At 41.0% G+C, this 24474-nt stretch carries 24 protein-coding genes; 12 read left to right on the top strand and 12 right to left on the bottom strand.

The window, feature by feature from the left end:
• Positions 1-5 precede the first annotated feature (5 nt).
• On the bottom strand, positions 6-956 hold the full coding sequence (locus ACYZ0U_RS03710; RefSeq protein ID WP_461449927.1) for an NAD-dependent epimerase/dehydratase family protein: 951 nt from the start codon (positions 954-956) through the stop codon (positions 6-8).
• A 274-nt stretch (positions 957-1230) separates the two neighbouring features.
• Here ACYZ0U_RS03710 and ACYZ0U_RS03715 point away from each other — a divergent pair, with 274 nt between their 5' ends.
• Together ACYZ0U_RS03715 and ACYZ0U_RS03720 are read left to right on the top strand one after the other, a co-directional pair.
• Positions 1231-2238 carry an aspartate-semialdehyde dehydrogenase gene (locus tag ACYZ0U_RS03715; RefSeq protein ID WP_461449929.1) on the top strand — a complete coding sequence of 336 codons (1008 nt, stop codon included), beginning with the start codon at positions 1231-1233 and terminating at the stop codon, positions 2236-2238.
• Positions 2239-2321: 83 nt separating this feature from the next.
• Positions 2322-3080, top strand: a complete 759-nt coding sequence (locus tag ACYZ0U_RS03720; protein ID WP_461449931.1) for a hypothetical protein — start codon at positions 2322-2324, stop codon at positions 3078-3080.
• On the opposite strand, the gene ACYZ0U_RS03725 is transcribed toward ACYZ0U_RS03720, so the two are convergent.
• Positions 3081-3269, bottom strand: coding sequence for a hypothetical protein (locus ACYZ0U_RS03725; protein WP_461449933.1), 189 nt, complete (start codon positions 3267-3269; stop codon positions 3081-3083).
• 225 nt (positions 3270-3494) lie between these two features.
• Between ACYZ0U_RS03725 and ACYZ0U_RS03730 the strand changes: the two genes are divergently transcribed.
• Complete coding sequence (locus ACYZ0U_RS03730; protein ID WP_461449935.1) at positions 3495-4043, top strand: type 1 glutamine amidotransferase domain-containing protein; 549 nt, start codon at positions 3495-3497, stop codon at positions 4041-4043.
• A 175-nt stretch (positions 4044-4218) separates the two neighbouring features.
• On the top strand, positions 4219-5685 hold the full coding sequence (gene crtD / locus ACYZ0U_RS03735) for a 1-hydroxycarotenoid 3,4-desaturase CrtD (RefSeq protein WP_461449937.1): 1467 nt from the start codon (positions 4219-4221) through the stop codon (positions 5683-5685).
• An 87-nt stretch (positions 5686-5772) separates the two neighbouring features.
• Here the strand turns inward: crtD and ACYZ0U_RS03740 are convergent, their stop codons facing one another.
• The 5 genes from ACYZ0U_RS03740 to gcvH form a co-directional block, all read right to left on the bottom strand.
• Positions 5773-6384 (bottom strand): SprT-like domain-containing protein, encoded by a 612-nt coding sequence (locus tag ACYZ0U_RS03740; RefSeq protein WP_461449939.1) that lies wholly within the window; start codon positions 6382-6384, stop codon positions 5773-5775.
• A 75-nt stretch (positions 6385-6459) separates the two neighbouring features.
• Positions 6460-8583 (bottom strand): ferrous iron transport protein B, encoded by a 2124-nt coding sequence (gene feoB, locus ACYZ0U_RS03745; protein WP_461449941.1) that lies wholly within the window; start codon positions 8581-8583, stop codon positions 6460-6462.
• Between the two features lie 11 nt (positions 8584-8594).
• A complete protein-coding gene (locus tag ACYZ0U_RS03750; protein ID WP_461449943.1) occupies positions 8595-8810 on the bottom strand; it encodes a FeoA family protein in 216 nt (71 codons plus the stop codon).
• Between the two features lie 178 nt (positions 8811-8988).
• On the bottom strand, positions 8989-9156 hold the full coding sequence (locus ACYZ0U_RS03755) for a hypothetical protein (RefSeq protein ID WP_461449945.1): 168 nt from the start codon (positions 9154-9156) through the stop codon (positions 8989-8991).
• Positions 9157-9287: 131 nt separating this feature from the next.
• On the bottom strand, positions 9288-9665 hold the full coding sequence (gene gcvH / locus ACYZ0U_RS03760) for a glycine cleavage system protein GcvH (protein ID WP_461449947.1): 378 nt from the start codon (positions 9663-9665) through the stop codon (positions 9288-9290).
• 71 nt (positions 9666-9736) lie between these two features.
• On the opposite strand from gcvH, the gene ACYZ0U_RS03765 reads away from it, so the two are divergent.
• The 3 genes from ACYZ0U_RS03765 to ACYZ0U_RS03775 are packed head-to-tail and all read left to right on the top strand — an operon-like array spanning position 9737 to position 12070.
• Positions 9737-10465 carry a DUF4142 domain-containing protein gene (locus ACYZ0U_RS03765; RefSeq protein WP_461449949.1) on the top strand — a complete coding sequence of 243 codons (729 nt, stop codon included), beginning with the start codon at positions 9737-9739 and terminating at the stop codon, positions 10463-10465.
• 9 nt (positions 10466-10474) lie between these two features.
• A complete protein-coding gene (locus ACYZ0U_RS03770; protein WP_461449951.1) occupies positions 10475-11491 on the top strand; it encodes a Gfo/Idh/MocA family oxidoreductase in 1017 nt (338 codons plus the stop codon).
• A 60-nt stretch (positions 11492-11551) separates the two neighbouring features.
• Positions 11552-12070: a TlpA family protein disulfide reductase gene (locus ACYZ0U_RS03775; protein WP_461449953.1), complete on the top strand. Its 519-nt coding sequence runs from the start codon at positions 11552-11554 to the stop codon at positions 12068-12070.
• A gap of 107 nt (positions 12071-12177) precedes the next feature.
• On the opposite strand, the gene ACYZ0U_RS03780 is transcribed toward ACYZ0U_RS03775, so the two are convergent.
• The 3 genes from ACYZ0U_RS03780 to ACYZ0U_RS03790 all read right to left on the bottom strand — a co-directional run bounded on the left by ACYZ0U_RS03780 (position 12178) and on the right by ACYZ0U_RS03790 (position 15740).
• A complete protein-coding gene (locus tag ACYZ0U_RS03780) occupies positions 12178-13140 on the bottom strand; it encodes a transglutaminase family protein (protein ID WP_461449955.1) in 963 nt (320 codons plus the stop codon).
• 129 nt (positions 13141-13269) lie between these two features.
• On the bottom strand, positions 13270-14217 hold the full coding sequence (locus tag ACYZ0U_RS03785; protein ID WP_461449957.1) for an alpha-E domain-containing protein: 948 nt from the start codon (positions 14215-14217) through the stop codon (positions 13270-13272).
• A gap of 74 nt (positions 14218-14291) precedes the next feature.
• Positions 14292-15740, bottom strand: a complete 1449-nt coding sequence (locus ACYZ0U_RS03790; protein ID WP_461449959.1) for a circularly permuted type 2 ATP-grasp protein — start codon at positions 15738-15740, stop codon at positions 14292-14294.
• 315 nt (positions 15741-16055) lie between these two features.
• Between ACYZ0U_RS03790 and ACYZ0U_RS03795 the strand changes: the two genes are divergently transcribed.
• The 5 genes from ACYZ0U_RS03795 to ACYZ0U_RS03815 all read left to right on the top strand — a co-directional run bounded on the left by ACYZ0U_RS03795 (position 16056) and on the right by ACYZ0U_RS03815 (position 22904).
• The gene (locus ACYZ0U_RS03795) at positions 16056-18836 is read left to right on the top strand and encodes an outer membrane beta-barrel protein (protein ID WP_461449961.1); all 2781 of its coding nucleotides are present in this window, start codon (positions 16056-16058) and stop codon (positions 18834-18836) included.
• Between the two features lie 10 nt (positions 18837-18846).
• Positions 18847-19614: a GLPGLI family protein gene (locus ACYZ0U_RS03800; RefSeq protein WP_461449963.1), complete on the top strand. Its 768-nt coding sequence runs from the start codon at positions 18847-18849 to the stop codon at positions 19612-19614.
• Positions 19615-19739: 125 nt separating this feature from the next.
• Entirely contained in the window at positions 19740-20684 is a 945-nt protein-coding gene (locus ACYZ0U_RS03805; RefSeq protein ID WP_461449965.1) for a bifunctional helix-turn-helix transcriptional regulator/GNAT family N-acetyltransferase, read from the top strand.
• Between the two features lie 79 nt (positions 20685-20763).
• On the top strand, positions 20764-21936 hold the full coding sequence (locus ACYZ0U_RS03810) for a DUF5009 domain-containing protein (RefSeq protein WP_461449967.1): 1173 nt from the start codon (positions 20764-20766) through the stop codon (positions 21934-21936).
• 176 nt (positions 21937-22112) lie between these two features.
• The gene (locus ACYZ0U_RS03815) at positions 22113-22904 is read left to right on the top strand and encodes a DUF4397 domain-containing protein (protein ID WP_461449969.1); all 792 of its coding nucleotides are present in this window, start codon (positions 22113-22115) and stop codon (positions 22902-22904) included.
• Positions 22905-23022: 118 nt separating this feature from the next.
• On the opposite strand, the gene ACYZ0U_RS03820 is transcribed toward ACYZ0U_RS03815, so the two are convergent.
• Positions 23023-23748, bottom strand: coding sequence for a LytR/AlgR family response regulator transcription factor (locus ACYZ0U_RS03820; RefSeq protein ID WP_461449971.1), 726 nt, complete (start codon positions 23746-23748; stop codon positions 23023-23025).
• 38 nt (positions 23749-23786) lie between these two features.
• Positions 23787-24474 (bottom strand): FAD/NAD(P)-binding protein (locus tag ACYZ0U_RS03825; RefSeq protein ID WP_461449974.1); only part of this gene is annotated, 688 nt, incomplete at its 5' end.

The following is a 24474-nucleotide window of genomic DNA, read 5'->3' on the forward strand; positions in this document are numbered from 1 at the left end:
TTCTTTTAAATGATCTTTTTCAAGTTTGTAAGCATGTCGGCGGTTATCGCGGGCAGGTCATATTTAAGTTTCCAGCCCCAATCTTTCTCCGCATAGCTATCGTCAATTGATTTTGGCCAGCTATCGGCAATTGCCTGTCGCGGGTCGCTTTCCGCATAGCTGATCTCAAACTCCGGCATCAGTTTTTTTATCTCCGCCACCAACTGCGTTGGTGTAAAGCTGATACCTGCCAGGTTATATGATGACCTGATGGTGATCTGCCCGGCAGGCGCATCCATTAAATCCAATGTAGCACGAATGGCATCATCCATATACATCATTGGCAAAGCAGTTTCTGCGGATAGGAAGCTTTCATACTTGCCTTTTTTCAATGCCTCGTGGAAGATGTGCACCGCGTAATCGGTAGTACCGCCTCCGGGGTTTGCCCGCCAGCCGATCAGTCCCGGGTAACGGATGCTGCGTACATCCAAACCATGCTTGGCGTGGTAATACTCGCACCAGCGCTCACCTGCCAGTTTACTAAAGCCATATACCGTATTCGGATCCATCACGCAATATTGCGGGGTATCAAACTGCGGCGAATGTGGCCCGAATACCGCTATGGAACTTGGCCAGAAAACTTTAGCAACCTTAAACTCCACCGCGAAATCCAGTACGTGGATTAGTCCGGTCATGTTCAGGTCCCAGGCCATTTTAGGTTTTTGTTCGCCTACGGCAGATAATATGGCCGCCAGCAAATAAACCTGTGTAGGCTGATGCTTTTGGAAGATGTGGTGCAGGTTGTCCTTATCCAGCACGTTTACAAACTCGAACGGACCGGTGTTACGGATAGCATAGGCGGGTTCGTTAATATCCGAGGCGATAACCTGCCCGGCACCATGAATTTTTCGCAATGCATTTACCAGTTCGGTACCTATCTGGCCGTTAGCACCAATTACTATAATCTTTTCGGTCATGAAAGTCAGTTATAAGTGCAAAGGTAAAAATTTGGGCGAAATCCATTAAAGTTTTACTAAACAAACAAAGGTGTAAAATCAACCAAAAAAGGGCAAAAAACCGCTTAAAACGAGTCGTTTTCCGGCACTTTTAGGGCTGAAACAGCTACAAAAAAGCCCTTTTTTACCTTAAAATGAATGATTTTTTACCAAAAACGACCAGTTTTTCGCCGAAAAAAGTAAAAAAAATCCCATATTTGGAGTTTAATTTAATATTTTAATCCTATAAGTAAAGATGAAAGTCGCAGTAGTAGGTGCCACCGGCTTGGTAGGCACTAAAATGTTGCAGGTTTTAACCGAACGCAACTTCCCCGTAACAGAATTAATTCCGGTAGCTTCAGCTAAGAGTGTTGGTAAAGAGATCACATTTAAGGGTAAGCAGTACAAGATAGTTTCTGTAGAGGATGCGATTAAGCTTAAGCCCGATGTTGCCATATTTTCGGCAGGGGGCAGCACTTCATTAGAGCAGGCGCCGCTTTTTGCAGCTGCCGGCACAACCGTTATCGATAACTCCTCAGCATGGCGCATGGACCCAACCAAAAAACTGGTTGTGCCCGAAGTGAACGCCGATGTTTTAACTGCCGAAGATAAGATCATCGCTAACCCGAATTGCTCAACCATACAAATGGTAGTGGCCTTAAAACCATTGCACGACAGGTATAAAATTAAACGCGTTGTGGTATCTACCTATCAATCCGTAACCGGTACCGGTGTTAAAGCTGTTGAGCAGTTATTTAACGAGCGTAAAGGTATTGAAGGCGTTATGGCTTATCCATACACGATCGACCTTAACGTTATCCCGCAGATTGACGTGTTCACCGCGAATGGTTATACCAAGGAAGAGATGAAAATGATACTGGAAACCCAAAAAATAATGGGCGACGACAGCATCAAAGTAACTGCTACCACCGTACGTATCCCGGTAATGGGCGGCCACTCGGAATCAGTTAACATTGAGTTTGCTGAAGATTTTGATTTGGCTGAAGTACGTTCGATATTAGAGAATGCACCGGGCGTTGTAGTAACTGACGACATTGCTAACCTGAAATACCCAATGCCGCTTGACGCGCATGACAAGGACGAAGTATTTGTGGGCCGCATCCGCCGTGATGAGAGCCAGCCGAATACATTGAACTGCTGGATAGTATCAGACAACCTGCGTAAAGGCGCTGCCACCAACGCGGTACAAATTGCCGAATACCTGGCATCAAAAAACCTGATTGGCCAGGCTGTAGAAGCATAATACAAACCTAAATTATATAAAGATGGATAGGGATGGTCGAAAGATTATCCCTATTTTTATTTGGTAGAAATCCTTATCAGAAAATGAAAAAGCTGAAATTATTGTTATTTGTATTTATTTGTTTTACTAATTACAGTTATTCACAAAATTCAAAAGCTATCATAGCAGATTTGAATAAATCCTTAGATAATATAGATTCCTTGAATAAACTGTCCAATACGGATACTGCGACAATGCAGGAGGACTCAAGTTTTAGAGGACAGTCAATTTTTGAAACAAAGCTGAAGTATTATTTACAAAACGATCCCGCCTCTGCAGATTTGTTTCTTAAACAGGTTGGTGCGACCACTGATGATGGCGTTTTAACTGCGTTTTCTTGGGATACTGGCATGGGTGGCACAGAAAAATACTTTGAAAATATTTTAGAATACAAATCTGGAGGTAAATTAGAGTATGCAATTGATACTGTAAAAAGCGAAAATGAATATTCATATGCTTTTGACGGACTTTATACCTTAAAAATTGGAGGAGAAAGTTATTATCTAATAAGATACTATGGCGTCTTTGATTTATATGCTGAGGGAGAAGGTATAAGAATAGTAGCTATTGAAAATGGTAAACTAATCGATAAAGCACGAATAATTAAAACAAAACGAGGATTGACTTATAAATTATATTATAACTACAATTTGGGGCAATCGAATAATCCGGGCGATATAACATTGGAATACGATCCTAAATTAAAAACTATCACATTTCCTATAATCAACGGCAATGGACAAATAACAGACAATTCAATCACCTACAAATTCACCGGCCAATACTTTGAGAAAGTAAAATAGCTACTTCTTTTTCTCGTCTTCCCTTTTGGCTGCGCGGGATGCCAGTATAACATAGATGGCGGTAAACACCACGCCCGATAGTACAGCCTTTAATATGGCATCGGCATAAGCGGCTTTAATCACATAACTGTAAAACAGGAATACAACTACCGTGTAAACTAAGTATATGATGAAAACTTTGCGTGCCATGGCGCAAAGGTAAATTATTTATTTTATTTGAAGGCGTGATGAAATCTCTTCCCTTTTTCATCCTCTTTCCGTCTTGCCGGAGAGAGGGTCGAAAGCGCAGCACATCCCAATAATAGCAGCACTGAAAATTACCTCATCTTTTTTCACTTTCCTAAAACCATCCCCAATCCCACCTGTACTAATATATAGTTAAATAAAATAACCAACAATTAAATTATATAGATTATGGCAACCTTAGAGAACAGAAGAGTAGCAATACTCACCGAAGAAGGATTTGAACAGGTAGAACTAACAAGCCCAAAAGCAGCACTAAAAGATGCCGGCGCAATAGTGCACGTAATATCGCCCAAAAGCGGAAAAATAAAAGCCTGGGATAAAACCAACTGGGGCATTGAAGTGGATGTAGACAAGCAACTGGATGAGGTTAGTCCGGATGATTATGATGCTTTGGTACTGCCGGGTGGTGTGCTGAACCCGGATAAGCTTAGGCAAAATAAAGAAGCGGTAGCATTTGTAACCGCTTTTCTAAAATCAGGCAAGCCTGTAGCCGCGATATGCCACGGTCCGCAAATGCTGATTGAAACCGGTTTACTCAAAGGGCGTAAATTAACCTCGTTCCCATCACTGCAAACAGATTTAAGAAATGCAGGCGCCGAGTGGGTTGACGAAGAAGTTGTAGTTGATAATGGCTTGGTAACCAGCCGTACCCCTGCTGATTTGCCCGCATTCAATAAAAAAGCAATTGAAGAATTTGCTGAAGGGGTGCATGCCTAGCAATTAAAGTTTTAAAGGGGCTTAAACCTAAGCCGCCTTGTCATTTTAAGTGTCACTTTTAATGATGAATGAAAAGCAGGATCGGCAACGGTTCTGCTTTTTTGTTGTTTCTTGTTTTCATCCTATGCAAACATAGGATGACAGGTACTACAAGAAAACCTTTTATCTTTACCGCATGCCAAAAAAAGCTTTGATCATAGGCGCCGGTATTGCCGGTATCGCGACAGCCATCCGCCTGGCTGTTAAAGGCTATGTGGTTGAAGTTTTCGACGCCAACAGTTATCCCGGCGGTAAGCTATCCGAATTTGAAAAGGATGGTTTTAGGTTTGATGCCGGGCCGAGCCTGTTTACCATGCCGCAATATGTGGATGAGTTGTTTAGACTGGCAGGTAAAGCCCCATCTGATTATTTTGAATATCAAAAACTGGATGTGCTCTGTAAATATTTTTATGCTGATGGTACTAAACTAACCGCTTATGCTAATGCCGGTCTGTTTGCTGCGGAGGTATCGAAATCAATTGGCGAACCGGAAGCTGCAATTGAAAAGTACGCAACTAACAGTAGCAATATTTACAATATCACCAGTCATGTTTTTCTGGAAAAGTCGCTGCACCGGATCAAAACATTTTTAAGTTTGTCGACTTTAAAATCTATTTTCCGAATCGGAAAGATCGATGCCATGCGAACCATGCATAAAGCCAATGAGGCTTTTTTTAAGGATGAAAGGATGGTGCAGTTTTATGATCGCTTCGCTACTTACAATGGCTCAAATCCGTACAGCGCACCGGCAACATTGAATGTGATACCCCATATTGAGCAGCATTTCGGCGCTTATTTTCCGAAGGATGGCATGTATAGTATTACCACAAGCCTGGTTAAGCTTGCGGAATCATTAGGTGTGAAGTTCAACTATAATTCGCGGGTGGATGAAATTAAGCTGGAGCGGCAAAAGGTAAAAGGTGTGTGGGTAAAAGATAGCCTGATCGAAGCGGATATTGTGGTATCCAATATGGACGTTTGGTTTACTTATCATCAATTATTAAGAACGCGACCGGCACTGTTCCCTAAAAGGATTTTAAGACAGGAACGCAGCAGTTCGGCTTTGATCTTCTATTGGGGGATCAGCAAGCAATTCCCGAAGCTTGATCTGCATAATATTTTTTTTAGTGCCGATTACAATGCGGAGTTTGATCATATCTGGCAGCAAAAGGATATTTATGATGATCCGACGGTCTACCTCAACATCAGCTCCAAATACAAATCCGATGATGCGCCTCCAGGTTGCGAAAACTGGTTCGTGATGATCAATGTACCGGCTAATGTTGGGCAGGATTGGGATAAGCTGATAGCTGAAGCGAGAAGGAACATTTTAAATAAACTGTACAAAAGTTTAGGTGAGGACATTAGTCAGCTTATCATTAGCGAAAGCATCCTTGACCCGCGAAGTATCGAAAGCCGGACATCATCCTACCAGGGATCCATATACGGAACAAGCTCCAACAGCCGGTTCGCGGCGTTTTTAAGGCATGCGAATAAATCGTCTAAAATTGATGGGTTATACTTTTGCGGCGGGAGTGTGCATCCTGGTGGCGGGATACCCTTATGTTTATTGTCAGCGAAAATTGTGAGTGAATGGGTGTGACGGTTGCAAACTTTCTTTATCGATAGTTTCAGTTATAAACTGAACCCGGTAACTATAAACTGAACCAGGTTGCAACTCTCGTTAAAGTCAATCCTCTACAACTTCCACCTCAGCAACCGGACTAAACAAATAGATCCGCTTGGTTTTGATCTCGGTGCATTTAAAGCGTTTGCGCAGTTTTTCATCCTTGCGGAAAACCCTGCCGTCCTTCAATTTGAAGATCGCTTTAAGCGGCAATTTTTCAACCGTGGTGATCGATTCCTGCCGGGTATCGTAACTACGCAGGGCACGGTATAAGCTCAGGTCGGAGCAACTGGATGCTGCCGGGTTATTCAAATAATTAACGATGGTATGCTTAATATCCGCGGGGAAAATATCCTTTTCAAAAAAGGGCTGCATCATTTTTTTGAAGTTGTTTTTCCACTCCGTGCCATGCGGTTTAGCCTTTTGCTTATGCTCGTTCCAGGTATGCAGGTGCGCAAACTCGTGCACGGTAGTTACCAAAAACGCATAGGGATTCAGATCATAATTAACCGAGATCCGGTGCCCTTTCCCGGCATGCGGCGAACGGTAGTCGCCGAATTTTGTGTTGCGGTTGCGCGAGATCTTAAACTCGCACTTAAAGTAGTCGATCCAGCGGCCAATAAGCGGAGCCGCTTCAGGTGGAAGATACTTTTCTAAAACTTTTACTTTATCCAATTTTACCTCGATACAAAGATAGCGTTTCCGAGTTGAAAGTTAAAAGTTCAAAATGATGTATAGAAACTTTGTACCTTAAACTTTGTACCTCAACAATGTATACGCTATAAAACTCGCGGCATAAGCCAGCACTGTCATGTAAGCAAACTGTATTGCAGGCCAGCGCCAGTTTTTTGTTTCGCGGAATACAATGGCTACCGTACTGGCGCATTGCATGGCGAAGGCGTAGAACATCATGAGCGAAAAGGCCACCGCGAGCGTAAACACAGGCTGCCCGGTATCGGGATTTTTGGCTTCCTTCATTTTTTGGTAGACGGACTCCATTTTCTCGGCACTGCCGTTTACGCTATAGATAGTTGCCATGGTACCTACGAAAACTTCGCGCGCGGCAAATGAAGTTATCAGGGCGATACCGATCTTCCAGTCGAACCCAAGCGGACGGATAACAGGCTCAATCGTGTGACCTAAAACACCGGCATACGAATTTTCTAATTTGGCTGATGATACCGTGCGGCTTAGGCTGTCCGGTGTCATATGTTGCGTGTATTGTGGCTTGCTATATTGGGCATCGATCTTAGCAAAACGATCTCCCGGGCCATAAGATGCCAGTACCCAAAGGATGATGGATACCGCGATAATCACCTTGCCGGCCTGGAAAACAAATGCCTTTGAACGATCATACATGGAGAAGATCACGTTATTCCATCTCGGCATGCGATACACCGGTAGTTCCATAATAAAGTAGCCGCGTTCCTTGCCCTTCAGTATAAACTTAAATACCCAGGCAACTACAACGGCCGAGATCAGGCTGAAAACATACATCCCTGTAAGCGCCAAACCCTGCATATTAAACACCCACCAGATATTGCGGTTTGGGACAACTAAAGCGATCAGTAAAGTATAAATAGGCAAACGTGCCGAGCAGGTTACCAATGGCGTAACCATAATGGTGATCATCCGGTCCTTCCAGTTCTCAATGGTACGGGTGCCCATAATGGATGGCACGGCACAGGCAAAACCACCGATCAGCGGTACAACAGATTTACCGTTTAAGCCAACCTTACGCATCAGCTTATCCATCATAAATGTAACTCGCGACATGTAACCGGTATCTTCCAGTATTGAAATAAAGGCAAAAAGTATCGCAATCTGCGGGATGAAAACCATTACACCACTTAAACCGGCAATAACGCCATCAACCAGCAAACTGGTTAGCGGGCCCGGAGGCAATACGTGGTGCAGGTTATCCTGAACCCAAACAAAGGCATCACCGATAAGTTCCATCGGGTATGACGACCACGAGAAGATGGCCTGGAACATAAACATCAGTATCGCGAAGAAGATCACGAAACCAAAAAATTTATGCGTTAGTATTTTATCTATTTTATTGCTGTGCGTTTCGCCCTGCGCAGTAAGCGGTTTTTTAACCGTATCGTACAGCAGGTCATTTATGAACGCATAGCGGGCAATGGTTTCCTGGCCCTGCGCTTTCTGGGAGTGGAAAGAATGTTCTTTTTCGAGTTCCTCTATCCTGTCGCTTTGCTCCGGCGTTAAAAACTTTAGGGTTTCATGTTGGTGGGCAAGCTGTAAAGCCAGGTATGGATTCTCAATATTTAACTCCTTTTGAATGGCTTCAACCAATTCAGGGGCGATGCTATTTACATCGATACTGTCTTCCTGGAACGCGAATTTATTGGCGAAAGAGATTGCTTTCTTCAATTCGGCGGTTCCTTCATTTTTCCTTGCGGAGATCGGCACAACAGGTACGCCTAATTTTTTAGCGAAGAGGTTTACATCAATATCGATATCGGCTTTTTTAGCCATATCCATCATATTGAGCGCCACGATCACAGGGATCTTCAGATCGGCAACCTGCGAATAGAGCAGTAAGTTTCTTTTTAAGTTTGATGCATCCAAAATAACCACAACCAAATCAGGTGTGTGCGCATTGTGCCTATCTGCCAAAACAGAAAACACGATAGATTCATCCTGGCTTTTTGGGTATATGCTATAAGTACCGGGGAGATCGATGATCTCGGCTGTACGGCCATCGGGCAAAGTGGTGTAACCTACTTTTTTATCAACGGTAACGCCGGGAAAATTTCCTATTTTTTGGTTAAGCCCCGTTAAAACATTAAAAAGTGTGGATTTTCCGGTGTTTGGGTTCCCTACAAGTGCAACTCTGATATCAGCTTTCAATGCCTTAAAAACTATTGCAGCACAATGGTATAGGCTTCGCGCTTGCGTAAACTTAACTGGTAACCGGCAACATTAATGGCAATCGGGTCGCCAAGGGGGGCAATGCGTTCCACCTTAATCTGCTCACCCGGTAAACAACCCATTTCCATTAATTTAACCGACATTTCTAAATCGGTAAATTCCTTTACTATGCCGGTTTCGCCTACTTCAAGTTGTGAGAGCCTCATGTTTGTATGCTTATGATTAAACAAATGTACGCTTATTTAAATTAAATCCAAATAAGAACAGTAACAATTTGTGGGTAGATTGTAAGATTTTGAATAGGTAATTTTAATTGCCATTACAGGCCAAAAGCTTCTTACTCCGCAAAAAAATGTTGAAGAAAAATACAATAAAAAAAGCGAATTATATCGATCTAATGGCGGCTCCTTTATTACTCACAATCACAACCGGAGTAGTATGTTGCTTTATCTTGCCAAACTCAGGGCAGCCGCAACCTTTGCCAAATATCCCGCAGGAAGAAAAACTTATTATCACCAACACAGCTGCAAAAAAGAATAATATATTTTTCATAATTATCAGTAGATCTTACCGGGAATTTATACGTAAACCGCAGTAATTTATGTTTCCTGTACTTTTATTTTTAAGGCGTAAAATAAAAAGGCCCGCATAAAAGCAGGCCCTGGTATTTTTAAAAATGATAATTATTCGCCAATGATGCCTTTGTAAGCATCTGCCGATAACAAAGCTTCGGTATCAACACCATCAAGGGTAACTTTAACCATCCAGCCATCGCCGTAGGGATCGCTGTTCACCAGTTCAGGCTGGCTATCTAATGCTGGGTTTACTTCAGTCACGGTTCCTGTAACCGGCATAAACAGGTCTGATACAGTTTTAACGGCCTCAACAGTGCCGAAAACATCATCCTGGTTAACGGTTTTACCAACCGATGGAATATCAACATAAACAATATCGCCCAGTTCGCGCTGTGCAAATTCGGTTATGCCAATGGTAGCAACATTACCTTCAACTTTTATCCACTCGTGGTCTTTGGTGTATTTTAATTCAGCTGGGAAATTCATCTTGTTTAGTTTATGTGCCCAAAAATAATAAAACTTAATTGAACAGAATAATTAAAGGTAAATTCGGATGAGTGAAGCCAATACATTTTCCAATTCCTAATAATTTACCATATATTAAGCTGCTGTTAACCAAACAAAAACCTAACACGGTTTGCTGTGTTATTATAGCTGAGAAATACCCCCGGAATGCCATGAAAAACATCAGGACTATTTTATTTTTTTTGCTGACTGCCGCAGTATTGCAGGCCTGTCACCATGCGTCTAACTCGGATAGTAATGATACCAACGATTCTACAACCGATACAGCCATAAGCGCACCTACCGCCCCGCCCGATACTACCGGTCCTAAAATTCATTTAGTGATCGACCAGGAAGATTCTGTTTTTGCGGTTAAGGCTGCTGCCGGTAATTTAGCCGAAATTGAAATGGGGGAGCTTGCTATAAAAAATGCTAAAGGCAAGCGGGTAAAAAACTTTGGCTGGCTGATGGTAAAGGATCATGGCAAGGCTAATACAAAATTAATAGCCGTTGCAAAGGGCAAAAAGTTAACTTTACCCATGGCACCTGACAGCGCCCAAAAGGCAATGATAGCGCAACTGGCACACAAATTCGGTAACGATTTTGATAAGGCTTACATCAGCATGATGATAGACGACCATAAGGATGATGTAAAAGAGTTTACCGATGCATCAACCAAAATACAGGACCCGGATATTAAGGCCTATGCTAAAAAAACATTGCCTGTTTTACAAAAACACCTTGATGCAATTAACGCCATACATGACAGTATGAGCCAATAAAATATATACATGTCGAAACCTATTGTAACAGGAATTATGGCTTACGGGATGTCCGGCAGGATATTTCATGCGCCATTTATATTCACCAATCCCGCATTTAAACTAAAGGCCGTTGTTGAGCGCCACGAAAAGAAAGCAGCTAAAACCTACCCGGAAATTATCAGCTATGATGCGATAGATGATATGCTGAATGATGGAGAGATTGAACTTATAATCGTAAACACGCCAAATTATCTGCATTTTGAACACGCTAAAAAAGCCTTGCAAGCCGGAAAGCATGTGCTGATAGAAAAACCCTGCGCGGCAACTGCTGCAGAGGTGAAACAACTATTCGACCTTGGCCGCGAGCTTAACCTGCATGTAATGGTTTACCAAAACCGGCGTTATGATAGCGGTTTCCTGTCAACCAAAGAGGTGATTGAAAGTGGTAAGCTTGGGAATTTGATAGAAGTGCATTTCAGGTTAGACAGGTATAAAGCAGCTATTGGTCCGAAAGCTTTTAAAGAGAAAAAGGATATGCCTGCCGCGGGCCTGATATATGATCTTGGAGCGCATTTGGTTGATAATGCTATCAGTTTATTTGGAAAGCCATTATCATTCGATAGGGTAACATCCATACACCGTGAAAACTCGGAAGTGCCGGATTATTTCAGCTATCGCCTCACGTATCCTAACCAATTGAACGTATATCTTACATCGAGCATGTTAACCGTGGAGCCGCAGGCTGGTTTTGTGATCAACGGTACCATAGGAAGTTTTATAAAAAACCGCACCGATGTACAGGAAGCACAATTGGATGCGGGCATGATGCCAACAGACCCGGCTTATGGTATTGAGCCTGTAGGCAACGAGGGTAAATTGGTAACAATTGGCATAGATAGTGATAAAACTACCGAAATGATGCCCGGTAAAAAAGGGAGTTATGAGCATATATTTGAGGCGGTGCATCATACAATACGCGATAACGCATTATTTCCTGTAACAGAAGAGCAAATTGCCTGGCAATTAGAGTTGCTTGAACCTTAAAAATATCGTAAAATTGCTTTTGTTAGATTTAACAATTCAACCGTGAACAACATCAATCAAATGAAAAAGATAATCCTTTTTTTAAGCCTGATCGTAATTACAGGCTGTAGCTGGGCGCAAAAAAGCGCGGCGGTAAAAAATCCGCCAGTTTCTATCCAGGCCATCCCAAATTTCCGTATCCTGAGCAAGGATAGCGTATATATTACCAACGCCAACCTTAAAAAAGGCAAGCCGGTGATGTTCATTTATTTTTCGCCGGATTGCAGCCACTGCCAGCGTTTGATGTATGAATTGAAGCCGCAAATGGAAGACTTTAAAAACATACAGATTGTAATGGTAACGTTTATACAATCAAAGCTGCTTAAAATGTTGAAGGAGTTCCATAACGATTATATTTTTGCCGCACAACCCAATGTGCTGATGGGTACCGAATACCCGGATTATAAATTACAGCGCTATTACTCCGTAGCTACAACCCCTTACATTGCCATTTATGGCCGCAATGGTAAGTTAGTTGAAGCTTTTGATAAAGTGCCTAAGGTGTCGGAACTAACAGATGCGGTTAAGCAAGCGGAGTAGCTTTTCTTAGTATCGAGTACACAGTATCAAGTAATTAGACTTTTTTGCCACTCTAAACGGACTGAAGAACCTGTAAAGTTGGGTAATCTTGATACTAAATACTAAAACTATTGCTGCTGTTGCTGCTGCATCATTTCCATATACCGCTGGTAGCTGTTTTTGGATACCTCGGTTACCTGGCTCGCCATCGGCACCTCTATCATTTGTTTGTCGTGGGTATAGTTTTCGTCTTCGTCAACGGTAACTGATACCTGCAATTTGTGCTTGGCTGCACCTTTGTAAACACCTTTTACCGGTGAGCAATCCGAAAAATTACGGCCGACAGCCAATCTAACATGCGATTCATTGGCGATGCAGTTATTGGTAGGGTCGAGGCCCAGCCAGCCGTAGTCAGGTATGAAAGCTTCGGCCCAGGCATGGGTAGCGCCTTCGCCGCGCATGCCGTTTTGCCCGGTACAGATATAGCCGCTTACATAACGCGCAGGTATGTTGATGATACGCAGCATCTCCATCAGGATATGCGCGAAATCCTGGCAAACGCCGGATTTTATTTTCCAGATCTCGTCAAGCGTGGTATCAACTGTAGTTACTCCTTTGATGTACTCAAAGTTATTGTACACGTATTGGCAAAAACGTAAAACAACCTGGTAAGGAGTGTCGTCCTTTGCTTTTTCGGCCTCAACAATTGCCCTTAGCTCACTCAATCCTTCAAAATATTCCTGTTTCAGGAAATCGATGTAAGGTACAACGTTCTGCAAACGCTTCAAATCATCCCATTGCTGACCGGGGAAAATATCGTTAACAGGTAACAGTCTGTGTTTGGTATTTACTGTTAGTTTGGAACTGATGGTCATTTCCATGTGCGGTTCCACATAGGTAAAGCTGCCTACCTCGTTGCCATAATAATCTACATGCGTATCAACCAGCGGATTGCCGGTAATGGTGATTTCCTGTTTAACAACATCCTGGTATTCATCATTTATCGGGTATAGGATAATCTGGTTGGCGCTATCGCGCACAGGACTGTCATATATATACCGGGTAATATGTTTGATCTCTATTTCTGGCATGATGATGCGATTTGAAAATTAGTCAGTTTAAAAATGTATTTGACTGATAACTTAAGACTTGAGTACTCTAATTGTTTCATATGATTTTATTAATGTGCTTTATTTCCAAATTCTCAAATCATTAATTAATTAAGAGTGTGCAAAGTAATATTCATTCAACCGGTTAGCTATTCCATAAAGTTCGCTGCGGATCTGGCTGAGGAAAGTATGCAAACCCTCTTCGCGGATACTGCGTACCGAACTGTATTTAATACGGCTTTGTAACCTTCCTATCCGGAATGACAGATCACGGAAATCATTGATATTACTCTCGTTCTTCAGCCTGTCGAAGTAACGCTGGATATTATTTACCGAATAGATCACCGAACGCGGGAAATCATTATTTAAAGCAACCTGCTCCAGCACATTAGCTGCTTCAAAACCTTCGCGATAGGTTTTTTGATGAAGCTCGTACCCACCTAATGATAATAAAAGATGTTTCCAGTAAGTGGTGTCAGTCAATAGGTCGGGATTATCGTCAATAGACCCAAATTTGGTATCCAATAAATCCACGGACTGTATGGCGCGTTCCAGGTACTTGCCAATATTCATAAAACTGCGGCCTTCGCCACGTTCCATAGTGATCTCCACGGTACCGTAATACAACATTACCTGCCTTATCAATATATCAAGCACACCAATTGGGTCCTCGCGCTGTAAGGCTTTTTCAATTTTCGGGTCTTTTATAGTATGATAATACTCGTTCAGGCATTGCCAAAGGTCCTTGGTGATATGCTCCTGTACACTTCGGGCATTTTCACGCGCCAAAGTGATGATGTTCAGCACTGAATTAGCATTGTCCTTACCGGTCACCATAAACTTAAGCACGGCCCGACTGTCGGTATGAAGCGGGATATGTTTCTCGTCTTCTTCATCCTCGTCAACACCTGCATAAATGCGGATCACCGGTTCCCAGGTAAATTCCTGCACGGCATCCTGCGATGAAGCATAATTAATTTTGAGCATACGTAACATGCCGTCGCTACGCTCAATGTAACGGCTTAACCAATAAAAACTTGCTGCTACCCTGCTTAACATATTTCTTTTATTACGGATCTCGAATGTTCGATTCCGGATTTTAAATTTCTCTTGATTCCTGCCTCTTACTTCTATCAAGCAAGCACCCACGTATCCTTGCTGCCACCACCCTGCGAACTATTCACCACCAGCGATCCCTCTTTCAGCGCTACACGCGTTAATCCGCCGGGTACTATCTCAATGCCATCCGGTCCGTAAAGGGCGTAGGGCCTTAGGTCAATGCGGCGTGGCTTTAATGCACCCTGCATATAGCAAGGTGCCGCCGACAGATCAATGGTTGGCTGGGCGATGAAGTTACGCGGATCTTTTAATACCTCAATTTTATACTCATCAATTTCCTGCTCGCTTGCCGCGTGACCCATCAGCATGCCGTATCCGCCGCTGCCGTTGGTTTTTTTGATCACCATTTTATTGATGTTCTTAAACACATGCTCGCGCTCATCGGGGTTGCCCAATTGCATGGTCGGCACATTTTTCAGGATCGGCTCTTCGTTCAGGTAATACTTGATCATATCGGGCACGTAGGCATAAACCGCTTTATCATCGGCTACACCGTTGCCTATGGCATTTACAATGGCTACGTTGCCTTTGCGGTAAGCACCCATAATGCCGGCAACACCCAGCATACTGCCCGGGTTAAATACCAAAGGATCCAAATAATCATCATCAACCCGGCGATAAATCACATCCACCTGCTGTAAGCCGGTAGTTGTTTTCATATAAACCTTATGGTTATTTACTACCAGGTCGCGCCCTTCAACCAATTCAACACCCATTAAACGGGCAAGTGTAGTATGTTCAAAATAAGCAGAGTTATAAATCCCTGGACTTAATAGCACAATCGTTGGGTTGCTGACCTGCCTTGGTGATATAGCCAGCAGATTCTTATATAATATATTTGGATACTCTGTAACGCTCCGAACGCCGCATTGCGGCAACAGATCAGGAAATAGTCGCTTGGTGATCTCGCGGTTCTCCAGCATATAACTTACGCCCGATGGTGTGCGCAGGTTGTCCTCCAAAACATAAAATGTACCATCATGGTCGCGGATGAGGTCAATGCCTGATATATGGATATAGATATCATAAGGTACCTGCAACTTATACATCTCGCGTAAAAAATGCGGGCACGAATAGATAATGTCTATGGGTACAATGCCATCTTTTACAATAAACTGGTTGTTGTAAACATCCTTTAAAAACAGGTTAAGTGCAGTAAGGCGTTGTTTGATACCTTTTTCCACAAAAGCCCATTCGGGCGCGGTGATGATGCGGGGGATAATATCGAAAGGAAATATTTTCTCTATACCCTCGCCACTGTTATAAACGGTAAAGGTTATACCCTGGCTCATGAAAAGCCTTTTGGCTAATTCTTCTTTCTTATTAAGATCATCGGCTGATTCTCTCGAGATATATTCGATCACTTTGCGGTAATGCTCCCTTATTTCGGCATTTTGGCCGTACATTTCATCCCAAACGCCACCTATCGGGGAATATTCATTAAAATAAGCTGATTCCTGCATGCAAAATTCCTCAATAGATAAAAATAGTTTAACCAGTTATTTTTAAAGATGTAATTTATGAAGTGTTTTCGTAAAAAACCTAATTATTTTTTAATTTTTATAAAATAAGTGGCATCAAACCGAATAATTACTCAAAATTTAATTCGATTAAGTGTATTATTTATAAATATCCTCCTTAGATCATCGTAATTAAAAGTCCGTATATTATGTTGGATAAGTTTAAGTGGCATACTATCAGCACATTAATGTTAATATATGTTAAATGTTTTGAGACCTAAAAATTTAGTTATACTTTAGGTTTATAATAACCTATACATGAAGATCACAATTATTGCAGCACTATTTTGTTTGTGGGGATTTTCTTCCTTCGCACAAAGCTCCTATTCTATTAAAGGTACCGTTGCTGATTCGGTAGCGAATACGAAGCTTATAAACACAACCATTACCGTCGTCAATGCAAAGGATTCTATTTTAAGGGCATTTGCCTGGGCAGATGTAAACGGTGGTTTCGCCATCAACAACCTGCAAAAAGGCAAATACCTGTTGATGGTAACCTATCCCGGCTATGCAGATTATGTTGAACGGTTTAATTTAGATTCCGCGCATACTCAGCGCGATTTTGGCCGGGTAAATATGATCTTAAAATCGCGCTTGTTGGCAGAAGTTATTGTAAAAGCCAAGGCAGCAGCCGTAAAAATTAAGGGGGATACCACCGAGTTTAATGCTAAGGCATTTGTGGTTCAACCCAATGCTACGGTAGAAGACTTGCTTAAGGAGTTACCTGGTATACAGGTTGATAAAGACGGCAAAATAACCGCGCAGGGCGAAACCGTAACCAAGGTTTTGGTTGATGGTGAAGAGTTTTTTGGTGATGACCCAACACTTGTTACCAAAAATTTGCGGGCGGATATGGTTGATAAAGTGCAGCTTTATGATAAAAAGAGTGACCAGGCGGCCTTTACCGGTATTGATGATGGCAAAACCACAAAAACAATCAATATTAAACTGAAGGCCGATAAAAAGAATGGTGAGTTTGGTAAGGTAGATGCTAATGAGGGTACCAACAATTATTATGAAGATCAGTTACAATTTAATAAGTTTAAGGAAAAGCAAAAATTTGCGCTTTATGGTACATTAGCCAATGATGGCAAAACGGGACTTGGTTTTCAGGACAGTAATAACCTGGGCGTGAATAATAACAATGTTCAGTTTGTTGATGGAGGAATACAAATTACAGGTAATAATAATGATGCGCTGGATTCTTTTAGCGGTTATTATGATGGTAAAGGTATCCCGGTTGCTCGCAGCGGTGGCGTACATTATGATGATAAGTTTGATAATGATAACCAAACCATCAACACAAACTATAAAATCGGATCGATTGATGTGAGCGGCCTGACCAGTACTGTAAGTCAGCAAACATTACCTACCGGCAACGTAAATACTACCAGCAATGAAAATTTTAATGATTATGCTTTTCGCCAAAAACTGGATGCTGTATACACCTTAAAGTTAGATACTACCTCAGATTTGAAGATCACCGCAGATGGTACTTTTAAGCATTTTAGTGTAAATAATGATTATAATACAGTAACAAAATCTGATTCTGCATTGATCAATTCCGACAAAAGGGATGTAATTAATCATGGCGACCAGCAAATATTTGATGCGACTGCTTTTTACACAAAAAAATTTAAAAAGAAGGGGCGTACCTTATCCTGGAGCCTGGGCGAATCTTACAATAATAATACTACCGCAGGTTATTTGCACTCGCAGTTATATAATTACACCCCGGGCACAACACCGCCGGATAGTACGATTACCAATCAATATGAAACCAGTAAAACTACAAGTTCATTGCTGAAAAGTAATATCACTTATTCTGAACCGTTGACTACAAAAGCGTCGTTATTATTTAATTATGGCTTGTCAATCAATAACAGTACAATCAATGTGCAAACCTATGATGAAACACTGCCAGGTATTTACAATCAGCTAAATGATACGTTAAGTAATAATTATAAGTTCAATCAACTCTCAAACCAGGTTGGCATTATTTATAACTATCAATACAAAAAGGCAACACTCAATTTTGGTACAAAGGTATCTGATGTTGCCTTTAAGCAAATAGATGAGATGAATGGAAGTGTTTTAAACCGTAACTTTCTGAATTGGGCACCACAGGCCATGTTCTTATATAAATTCTCACAGTTTAGGGCTTTTAAGATTAGTTACAACGGTAACAATGTTGAACCTTCAATCCAACAAATACAACCGGTTACTATAAATACAGATCCTTTGAATATTACTACAGGTAATCCTTTGTTAAAACCGGCTTTTTCAAACAGTGTAAATATGTTTTATAACTCTTACCAGGTTTTAAGCGGGCAGGAGTTTTACATATTTGGAAATTTTTCTAATACTTATGATGCTATAGTAAATAACACAGCATATAATGCGGCTACCGGTGTGAATACTACTTCATATAGAAATTTAAGTGGGGAGGCTCCTTATAATTATAATGTATACACTTCAGCTGGTAGAAAAATCAGCCCAATTGATGTGCAGATCGGTATACGTGCTAATACCTCAGCCAGTGTATCTTATAGTTATATTGATGATGAACTTGATATGGGGCGTAGCCATACCTATTCTGGGCAGCTATACATATCAAAGTATGTACAAAAAAAGATCGATTTCTATATCTCAGCCGGCCCGTCGTATACTTTTAGTACCATGAGCTTGCAGCCACTTACCAATAATAATGCTGCAGGTTTTAACAGTAATGGATATTTTAATTTATATCTGCCGCTTAAATTTCAATTAGGCTCGGATGTTGACTACACCTATAATGCGGCTACGCAGGCATTCAGTGCCCAGCATCTCACTAAATTAAATGGTTATATCGCCAAAACATTTTTAAAGGATGATAAGCTTAAAATCTCATTATCTGCAAATGACCTTTTAAACCAAAACCTGAACTTTACCAGGGGGATATCAGGCAATACGACAACACAAACTAATACTACAGGAATACGCCGGTTCTTTATGCTTTCGGTTACCTGGGACTTCACAAAATTCGGTACAGCTAAATAAGCAACTAATTATGAAAACAGCACTGTTAACCCTACTATTTTTAATACCGGCATTTGGCGTTTTTGCTCAAAACGCGCATTTTACTACATCTGGAACTATTGAATATAACAAAACCAGTAATACTTATGCCATGATAGAGAAGCAAATAAATAAAGATAACGAAGGCTTTTATCGCACATTTTTTGAGGCTTATAAAAAAGCTAATCCACAATTTAAAACATTGAAAAGCACCCTTACCTTTTCCGGTGATAAAACTTTGTTTACGCCTATTGAACCGGATAATGGTGGAAATACGTTTTTTGATATGCCATTAGCTGATCAAAACAACACTACTTATATTGACCTCTCAACAAGAATTACGATCAATCAAAAAAAGGTTTTTGAAGCAATATTTTTAGTGAAAGATACGACCCGCAAAATAAAATGGAAAATTACCAATGAAACCCGTGATGTTGCCGGGTACCCTTGCAGGCGTGCCAACGGCATTATGATGGACTCAATTTATGTGGTTGCTTTTTATACCGAAAAAATACATACATCAGGAGGCCCGGAATCATTTAACGGTTTGCCGGGGATGATTTTAGAGGTTGCTGTGCCACATGAAAATATAATATGGACAGCAACAAAAGTTACCGATATGCCTATTGCTGATAACGCTATACAGGCACCCAAAAAAGGCAAGCCCGAAACCAATGCACAGCTTATACTGGTGCTTAAAAACTTAACCAAAAACTGGGGGGATGAGGCACAATTTTATTTGAAGGGATTTTTGTTTTAAAGTTTTGCCCTTGCCTTCCTGTTATTTTAGCTGCACTCGGAATGACAATAATTTGATAATATTTTTTTGATTTTTGGATTTCAAAAATATCCGTTTAATTTTACGTAATCAATTACGTAACTAATATGAATATTTATAATAAGACAGGAAAAATGGCCCTTGGCAGCAGGCTAAGGCGGCTTAGCGAATTGATAACTGAGCAGGCAGGCAAGGTTTACAGGTTGTATAATATTGATATGCAGCCTAAATGGTTCCCTGTTTTTTATTCGTTGTCTGGTGGCGAAGAGAAGTCAATTACTCAAATTGCGGTTGAAATTGGACATAGCCACCCTTCGGTCAGCACAATCGTAAAGGAAATGACCAAAAAGGGCTTAATAACAGAAAGCCCGAATAAAACCGATGGCCGAAAAAACTTTGTGATGCTCACCAGGGCGGGGTTAGAAATAAACGAGCAGATCCAGGATCAATATACCGATGTAAACGCCGCTATTGAGAAGGCGCTTGATGAAACTGAATACAATATTTGGAAGGCGATTGAAGAATGGGAGTTTCTTTTGGAGCAGAAGGATTTGTTAAAACGGGTGCAGGACGAAAAGAAGCTCCGCGAAAGTAGGGATGTAAAAATTGTTGCCTACGAACCCCAATACCAGGAAGCTTTTAAAAGTCTGAATGAAGAATGGATAACCCAGCATTTTAAAATGGAGGAAGCCGACCATAAATCGCTTGACCATGCGCAGGAATATATTTTAGATAAAGGCGGCTATATTTTTATAGCACTATATAAAGGCGAACCTGTGGGCGCTTGTGCCTTGCTTAAAATGAGCGGTAAGGTTTTCGAACTGGCAAAAATGGCCGTAAGCCCCGCGGCTAAGGGTAAAGGTATCGGCCTGTTATTGGGGAATGCTGCTATAAAAAAAGCCAGGAAGAAAGGCGCTAAAAAGCTATATCTTGAAAGTAATACCAAGCTTAAACCAGCAATAAGCCTGTACCATAAATTAGGCTTTAAAAAGGTGACCGGTAATCCATCGCCATATGAGCGTTGTAATATCCAGATGGAACTGGAACTTTGATAGCGTGTTGATTATCAATTCTGTAACAATCCGGCATCAAAGTTTATAAAGCTAAAGGGTATTTGCATATTTGTATGCCATGAAACAGCTACCAAAGCGCTTATTATCAATTGACGTATTACGCGCGCTTACCATGTTATTAATGATATTTATTAATGACGCAAGCGGTGTAAGCGGAATACCGGCATGGCTCGATCATGCTAAGGAAACCGAAGACGCCCTGGGTTTTGCTGATGTTATATTCCCTGCGTTTTTATTCATAGCGGGGCTATCCATCCCTTTAGCTATTAAAAGCCGTATCAGTAAAGGTGATTCCACGGGACAAGTCCTGTTTTATATCCTGAGCCGTAGCGCGGCATTGCTCATCATGGGTTTTTATCATGTAAACTTAGAGGGCTGTAGTCCGGCTGCTATATTGCCACGGGCAGTATGGGAAATCCTGATCACACTCTGTTTCTTCCTGGTATGGCTTGATTATCCTGATACGATGGCGAAAGGTAAAAAATATACCTTAACGGGCATCGGGATAGCTTCGCTTATTGTATTAGCAATCCTTTACCGTGGTGGCGATATGGTTCACCCGCATTGGATGAGGACATCATGGTGGGGGATATTAGGTATAATCGGGTGGTCTTACCTGGTTTGCGCGCTTATCTATTATTTAACTAAAGGAAGTTTAAAACTTCTCATTACAGCCTGGATAGTTCTTGTTGTTACTAACATATCCGCGCATACTTTTCTTGACCATGACCTTTTACCCATAATAGGAGATGTATCGGCGCAGGCATTAACCATGGGAGGGGTGGTGGCTATCGGTATATATTCCTACCTGGTAAAAATTGAAAAGACAAAACGCCTCTGGTTATTATTTACAATTTTAGGAATAGGTTTAATTACGGCAGGATTGATCATCAGGCCTTATGCCGAAGGCATCTCCAAAATACGATCCACGCCTGCCTGGATCTTTTTATGCAGTGGTATTACGATACTCATGTTTGAGTTTTTTATTTATCTGGTGGATGTTAAAGGCAAAGCAAATTGGTTTAAACTAATAAGGCCTGCCGGTACGAGTACTTTAACCTGTTACCTGATCCCTTATTTCCAGGTTGCGTTTATTGAATTATTTAATATCGCTTATCCATCTATTCTAAACAGTGGCATTATTGGCTTAATTAGGTCAATGGCTACATCGCTGATCATTATCGGCCTGGTGGGATTAATGGAAAAAAAGCGATTACGTTTAAAAATATAGTATTGCCAAAATTTAATTTATCGCTACAAATAGTACCGGCATGAGAAAAGCTATCTTGCTAAATTCCATTCATAAAACATGAAATAATTGTCAGTTAATACCAATTTAAAAATTTCAGCGTTAAACCAATCAGGAATATAGCTTAAACTATTCCATTATTTCTAACCTATATTATTATGAATCTAAATTTTACTTTAACAAAAGTACCTCATCAAAAACTAAAGGCAAATGTTGTTTTGCTTTTAGCAGGCTGTTTATTTGCAGGGATGCTGTCATCATGTGTAAAAGGCAGCAGCAGCAGTTCAGGTCCATCAGCAACGTCAATTTTCGCCGTGGTAAATGCTTCTCCTAATTGTCCGTCAAGCGATTTTTATTTAAATAACATACAATTAAACGCTATTCCGTTTACATACGGAAATTACCTGGGATATGTTAACGGCCCGGTTGGCGCAAGCAAGTTTGGTTTTTATAATACTGGTACTTTAAACCCCATAGCTACAGATACACTTACATTAGGTGCTAATAAAGCTTACACTGTGTTTTTTAATAATTTAATTACTACGCCAACATTTGTAATATTGCGTGATACGATTACCCATCCGGCAACCAATTCGGCTTCTATACGGCTGGTTGACGTAAGCCCTGATGCGCCAAACGTTGACCTTGCCATTGGTAACAAGTTATATATAAGTAATATTTCTTACAAACATGCTTCTGAATTTGCAGCTATAACTCCTGGGGGTAATGATACGCTTTACATCAGGCAAACGGGCACAACTACTGTGCTGGCGAAAGTAGCTGCAGTAACAGTACAATTAGGCGCGGTTTATACCATCTGGCTGCAAGGATTTGCTAACCCTCCTTCTGCAGGCGAAGGTTTAAGTGCCGGCCTTATGGAAAATGCCTTTTTAACCAGTAATTTCATCAATAAAAAAGCCATCCTGTTAACTAAGATGGCTTTTTTTTAGCATTATTTTGTAACATAAAAGCTTATGGTTTGGCTTCAGGCTTCACCATTTTTGGGTGAGACCCTGTATCATATCAAAATGTTTCCTGTTGACAATTAAACCTATAGATAAGGCCTTATTATATGTTTTTACCGTCAATAATTTTAAAGAATGGATCGCGATAGGTATCGCCAACGGGAATTATTTTATCACCTATCCAAATGCGGCTACGTTCAATACTATCAATTTTATTAAGTGATACGATGTATGATTTGTGCACCCTGATAAAATGCCGCTCTGGCAGCGCATCTTCCATCTTTTTCATGTTTTGAAGGGTAATAATGCGTTCGGTTGAAGTAAAAATAGAGATGTAATCCTTCAAACCTTCAATAAACAAGATATCGCGCAGGTATACTTTTTGTATTTTATGTTCGCTTTTAACAAAAATAAAATCGCTTAAAATATCACTTTGGGGCGCTGTTTCAGCAACTGCCACAGGTTTAGCTGAGGGTTGTATAATACCTTGCGCTTTTTGTACAGCCTTAAAAAAACGATCGAATGCGATGGGTTTTAACAGGTAATCAACCACATCAAGTTCGTAACCTTCTAATGCGTATTCAGGATAGGCAGTGGTTAGTATTACTTTGGTTTTGCCATTGGAGATCTTTAAAAATTGTATGCCGGTTAGTTCAGGCATCTGCACATCTAAAAAAACAAGATCAATATTGCCTTCCTGTACCAATGTTAATGCCTCGATTGGATTGGTTGTTGCTTTTATCAGTTGCAAAAATGGCACCTTTGAGATGTAATCTTCAACAATATGCAGGGCCAAAGGCTCATCATCAACAACAAGGCATCTGATCATGGGCATAAAACTAAGGATTTTTTGTTTGATTAGATAGCCTAAGGAACTAAACATTCTGCCAGGTATGGCGCCAGGTACATAATGCGCGAAGCATTCTCTAAATGCCAAAAGTGGATGCGCTCATTTTTATTGCCGCCGAGTAAAGGACCAATAACATACAGGTTTGGCGCAGCCTCAAAATTTTCGTTAACTAAAAAGCCTTTACCCGACAGGTTGACCTTAGCAATGCTGCCGTGGACTAAACCGGATATTAATTTGCTTGATGACTGATCAAGATCATTTGCGCCGGTACAATTGATAACCACTTTAAATTTATGTGGATAAGTTTGTGTTTTGTCTTCTGCGAGATATTGAAGCGAACCGTCGTTTTCGATTTTAGAATAAGCACCTTTTAATAGCACCACTTTCTGTGCCTCTAATAACAATCCTGCACCAAATTTATAATCCGTTCCAGACCGGCGGAACAGGTTGCTCAGTTGCATACCATATATGCCTATAAATGCCTTTTTATCATCCTCACTTAATGGCTGCAATAATTGAATGGTGTAACTAATTATTTTATCAATATGCGGGATAATAACACCATCTTTCACAGCAAGGTTGATGTCTTTTTTGGCGGCTTCGATTAATTCCTCAATGGTGTAATTGCCTTTATCCTTTACTTTATCTAAATTGTCGGTCGGGTAATTATCGCCTAAACCTTTAACAATATGATAAGGCAACAAA

This window comes from Mucilaginibacter sp. (assembly GCF_965225845.1).
Lineage (GTDB): Bacteria > Bacteroidota > Bacteroidia > Sphingobacteriales > Sphingobacteriaceae > Mucilaginibacter.

Coding starts and splice junctions, on each gene's coding strand:
- ACYZ0U_RS03750 (WP_461449943.1), bottom strand. CDS start 8,810: ATGAGGCTCTCACAACTTGAAGTAGGCGAAACCGGCATAGTAAAGGAA.
- ACYZ0U_RS03775 (WP_461449953.1), top strand. CDS start 11,552: ATGAAAAAGATAATCCTTTTTTTAAGCCTGATCGTAATTACAGGCTGT.
- ACYZ0U_RS03725 (WP_461449933.1), bottom strand. CDS start 3,269: ATGGCACGCAAAGTTTTCATCATATACTTAGTTTACACGGTAGTTGTA.
- ACYZ0U_RS03800 (WP_461449963.1), top strand. CDS start 18,847: ATGAAAACAGCACTGTTAACCCTACTATTTTTAATACCGGCATTTGGC.
- ACYZ0U_RS03720 (WP_461449931.1), top strand. CDS start 2,322: ATGAAAAAGCTGAAATTATTGTTATTTGTATTTATTTGTTTTACTAAT.
- ACYZ0U_RS03810 (WP_461449967.1), top strand. CDS start 20,764: ATGAAACAGCTACCAAAGCGCTTATTATCAATTGACGTATTACGCGCG.
- crtD (WP_461449937.1), top strand. CDS start 4,219: ATGCCAAAAAAAGCTTTGATCATAGGCGCCGGTATTGCCGGTATCGCG.
- ACYZ0U_RS03790 (WP_461449959.1), bottom strand. CDS start 15,740: ATGCAGGAATCAGCTTATTTTAATGAATATTCCCCGATAGGTGGCGTT.
- ACYZ0U_RS03805 (WP_461449965.1), top strand. CDS start 19,740: ATGAATATTTATAATAAGACAGGAAAAATGGCCCTTGGCAGCAGGCTA.
- ACYZ0U_RS03755 (WP_461449945.1), bottom strand. CDS start 9,156: ATGAAAAATATATTATTCTTTTTTGCAGCTGTGTTGGTGATAATAAGT.
- ACYZ0U_RS03715 (WP_461449929.1), top strand. CDS start 1,231: ATGAAAGTCGCAGTAGTAGGTGCCACCGGCTTGGTAGGCACTAAAATG.
- ACYZ0U_RS03730 (WP_461449935.1), top strand. CDS start 3,495: ATGGCAACCTTAGAGAACAGAAGAGTAGCAATACTCACCGAAGAAGGA.
- ACYZ0U_RS03820 (WP_461449971.1), bottom strand. CDS start 23,748: ATGATCAGATGCCTTGTTGTTGATGATGAGCCTTTGGCCCTGCATATT.
- ACYZ0U_RS03815 (WP_461449969.1), top strand. CDS start 22,113: ATGAATCTAAATTTTACTTTAACAAAAGTACCTCATCAAAAACTAAAG.
- ACYZ0U_RS03710 (WP_461449927.1), bottom strand. CDS start 956: ATGACCGAAAAGATTATAGTAATTGGTGCTAACGGCCAGATAGGTACC.
- ACYZ0U_RS03770 (WP_461449951.1), top strand. CDS start 10,475: ATGTCGAAACCTATTGTAACAGGAATTATGGCTTACGGGATGTCCGGC.
- ACYZ0U_RS03785 (WP_461449957.1), bottom strand. CDS start 14,217: ATGTTAAGCAGGGTAGCAGCAAGTTTTTATTGGTTAAGCCGTTACATT.
- ACYZ0U_RS03780 (WP_461449955.1), bottom strand. CDS start 13,140: ATGCCAGAAATAGAGATCAAACATATTACCCGGTATATATATGACAGT.
- gcvH (WP_461449947.1), bottom strand. CDS start 9,665: ATGAATTTCCCAGCTGAATTAAAATACACCAAAGACCACGAGTGGATA.
- ACYZ0U_RS03795 (WP_461449961.1), top strand. CDS start 16,056: ATGAAGATCACAATTATTGCAGCACTATTTTGTTTGTGGGGATTTTCT.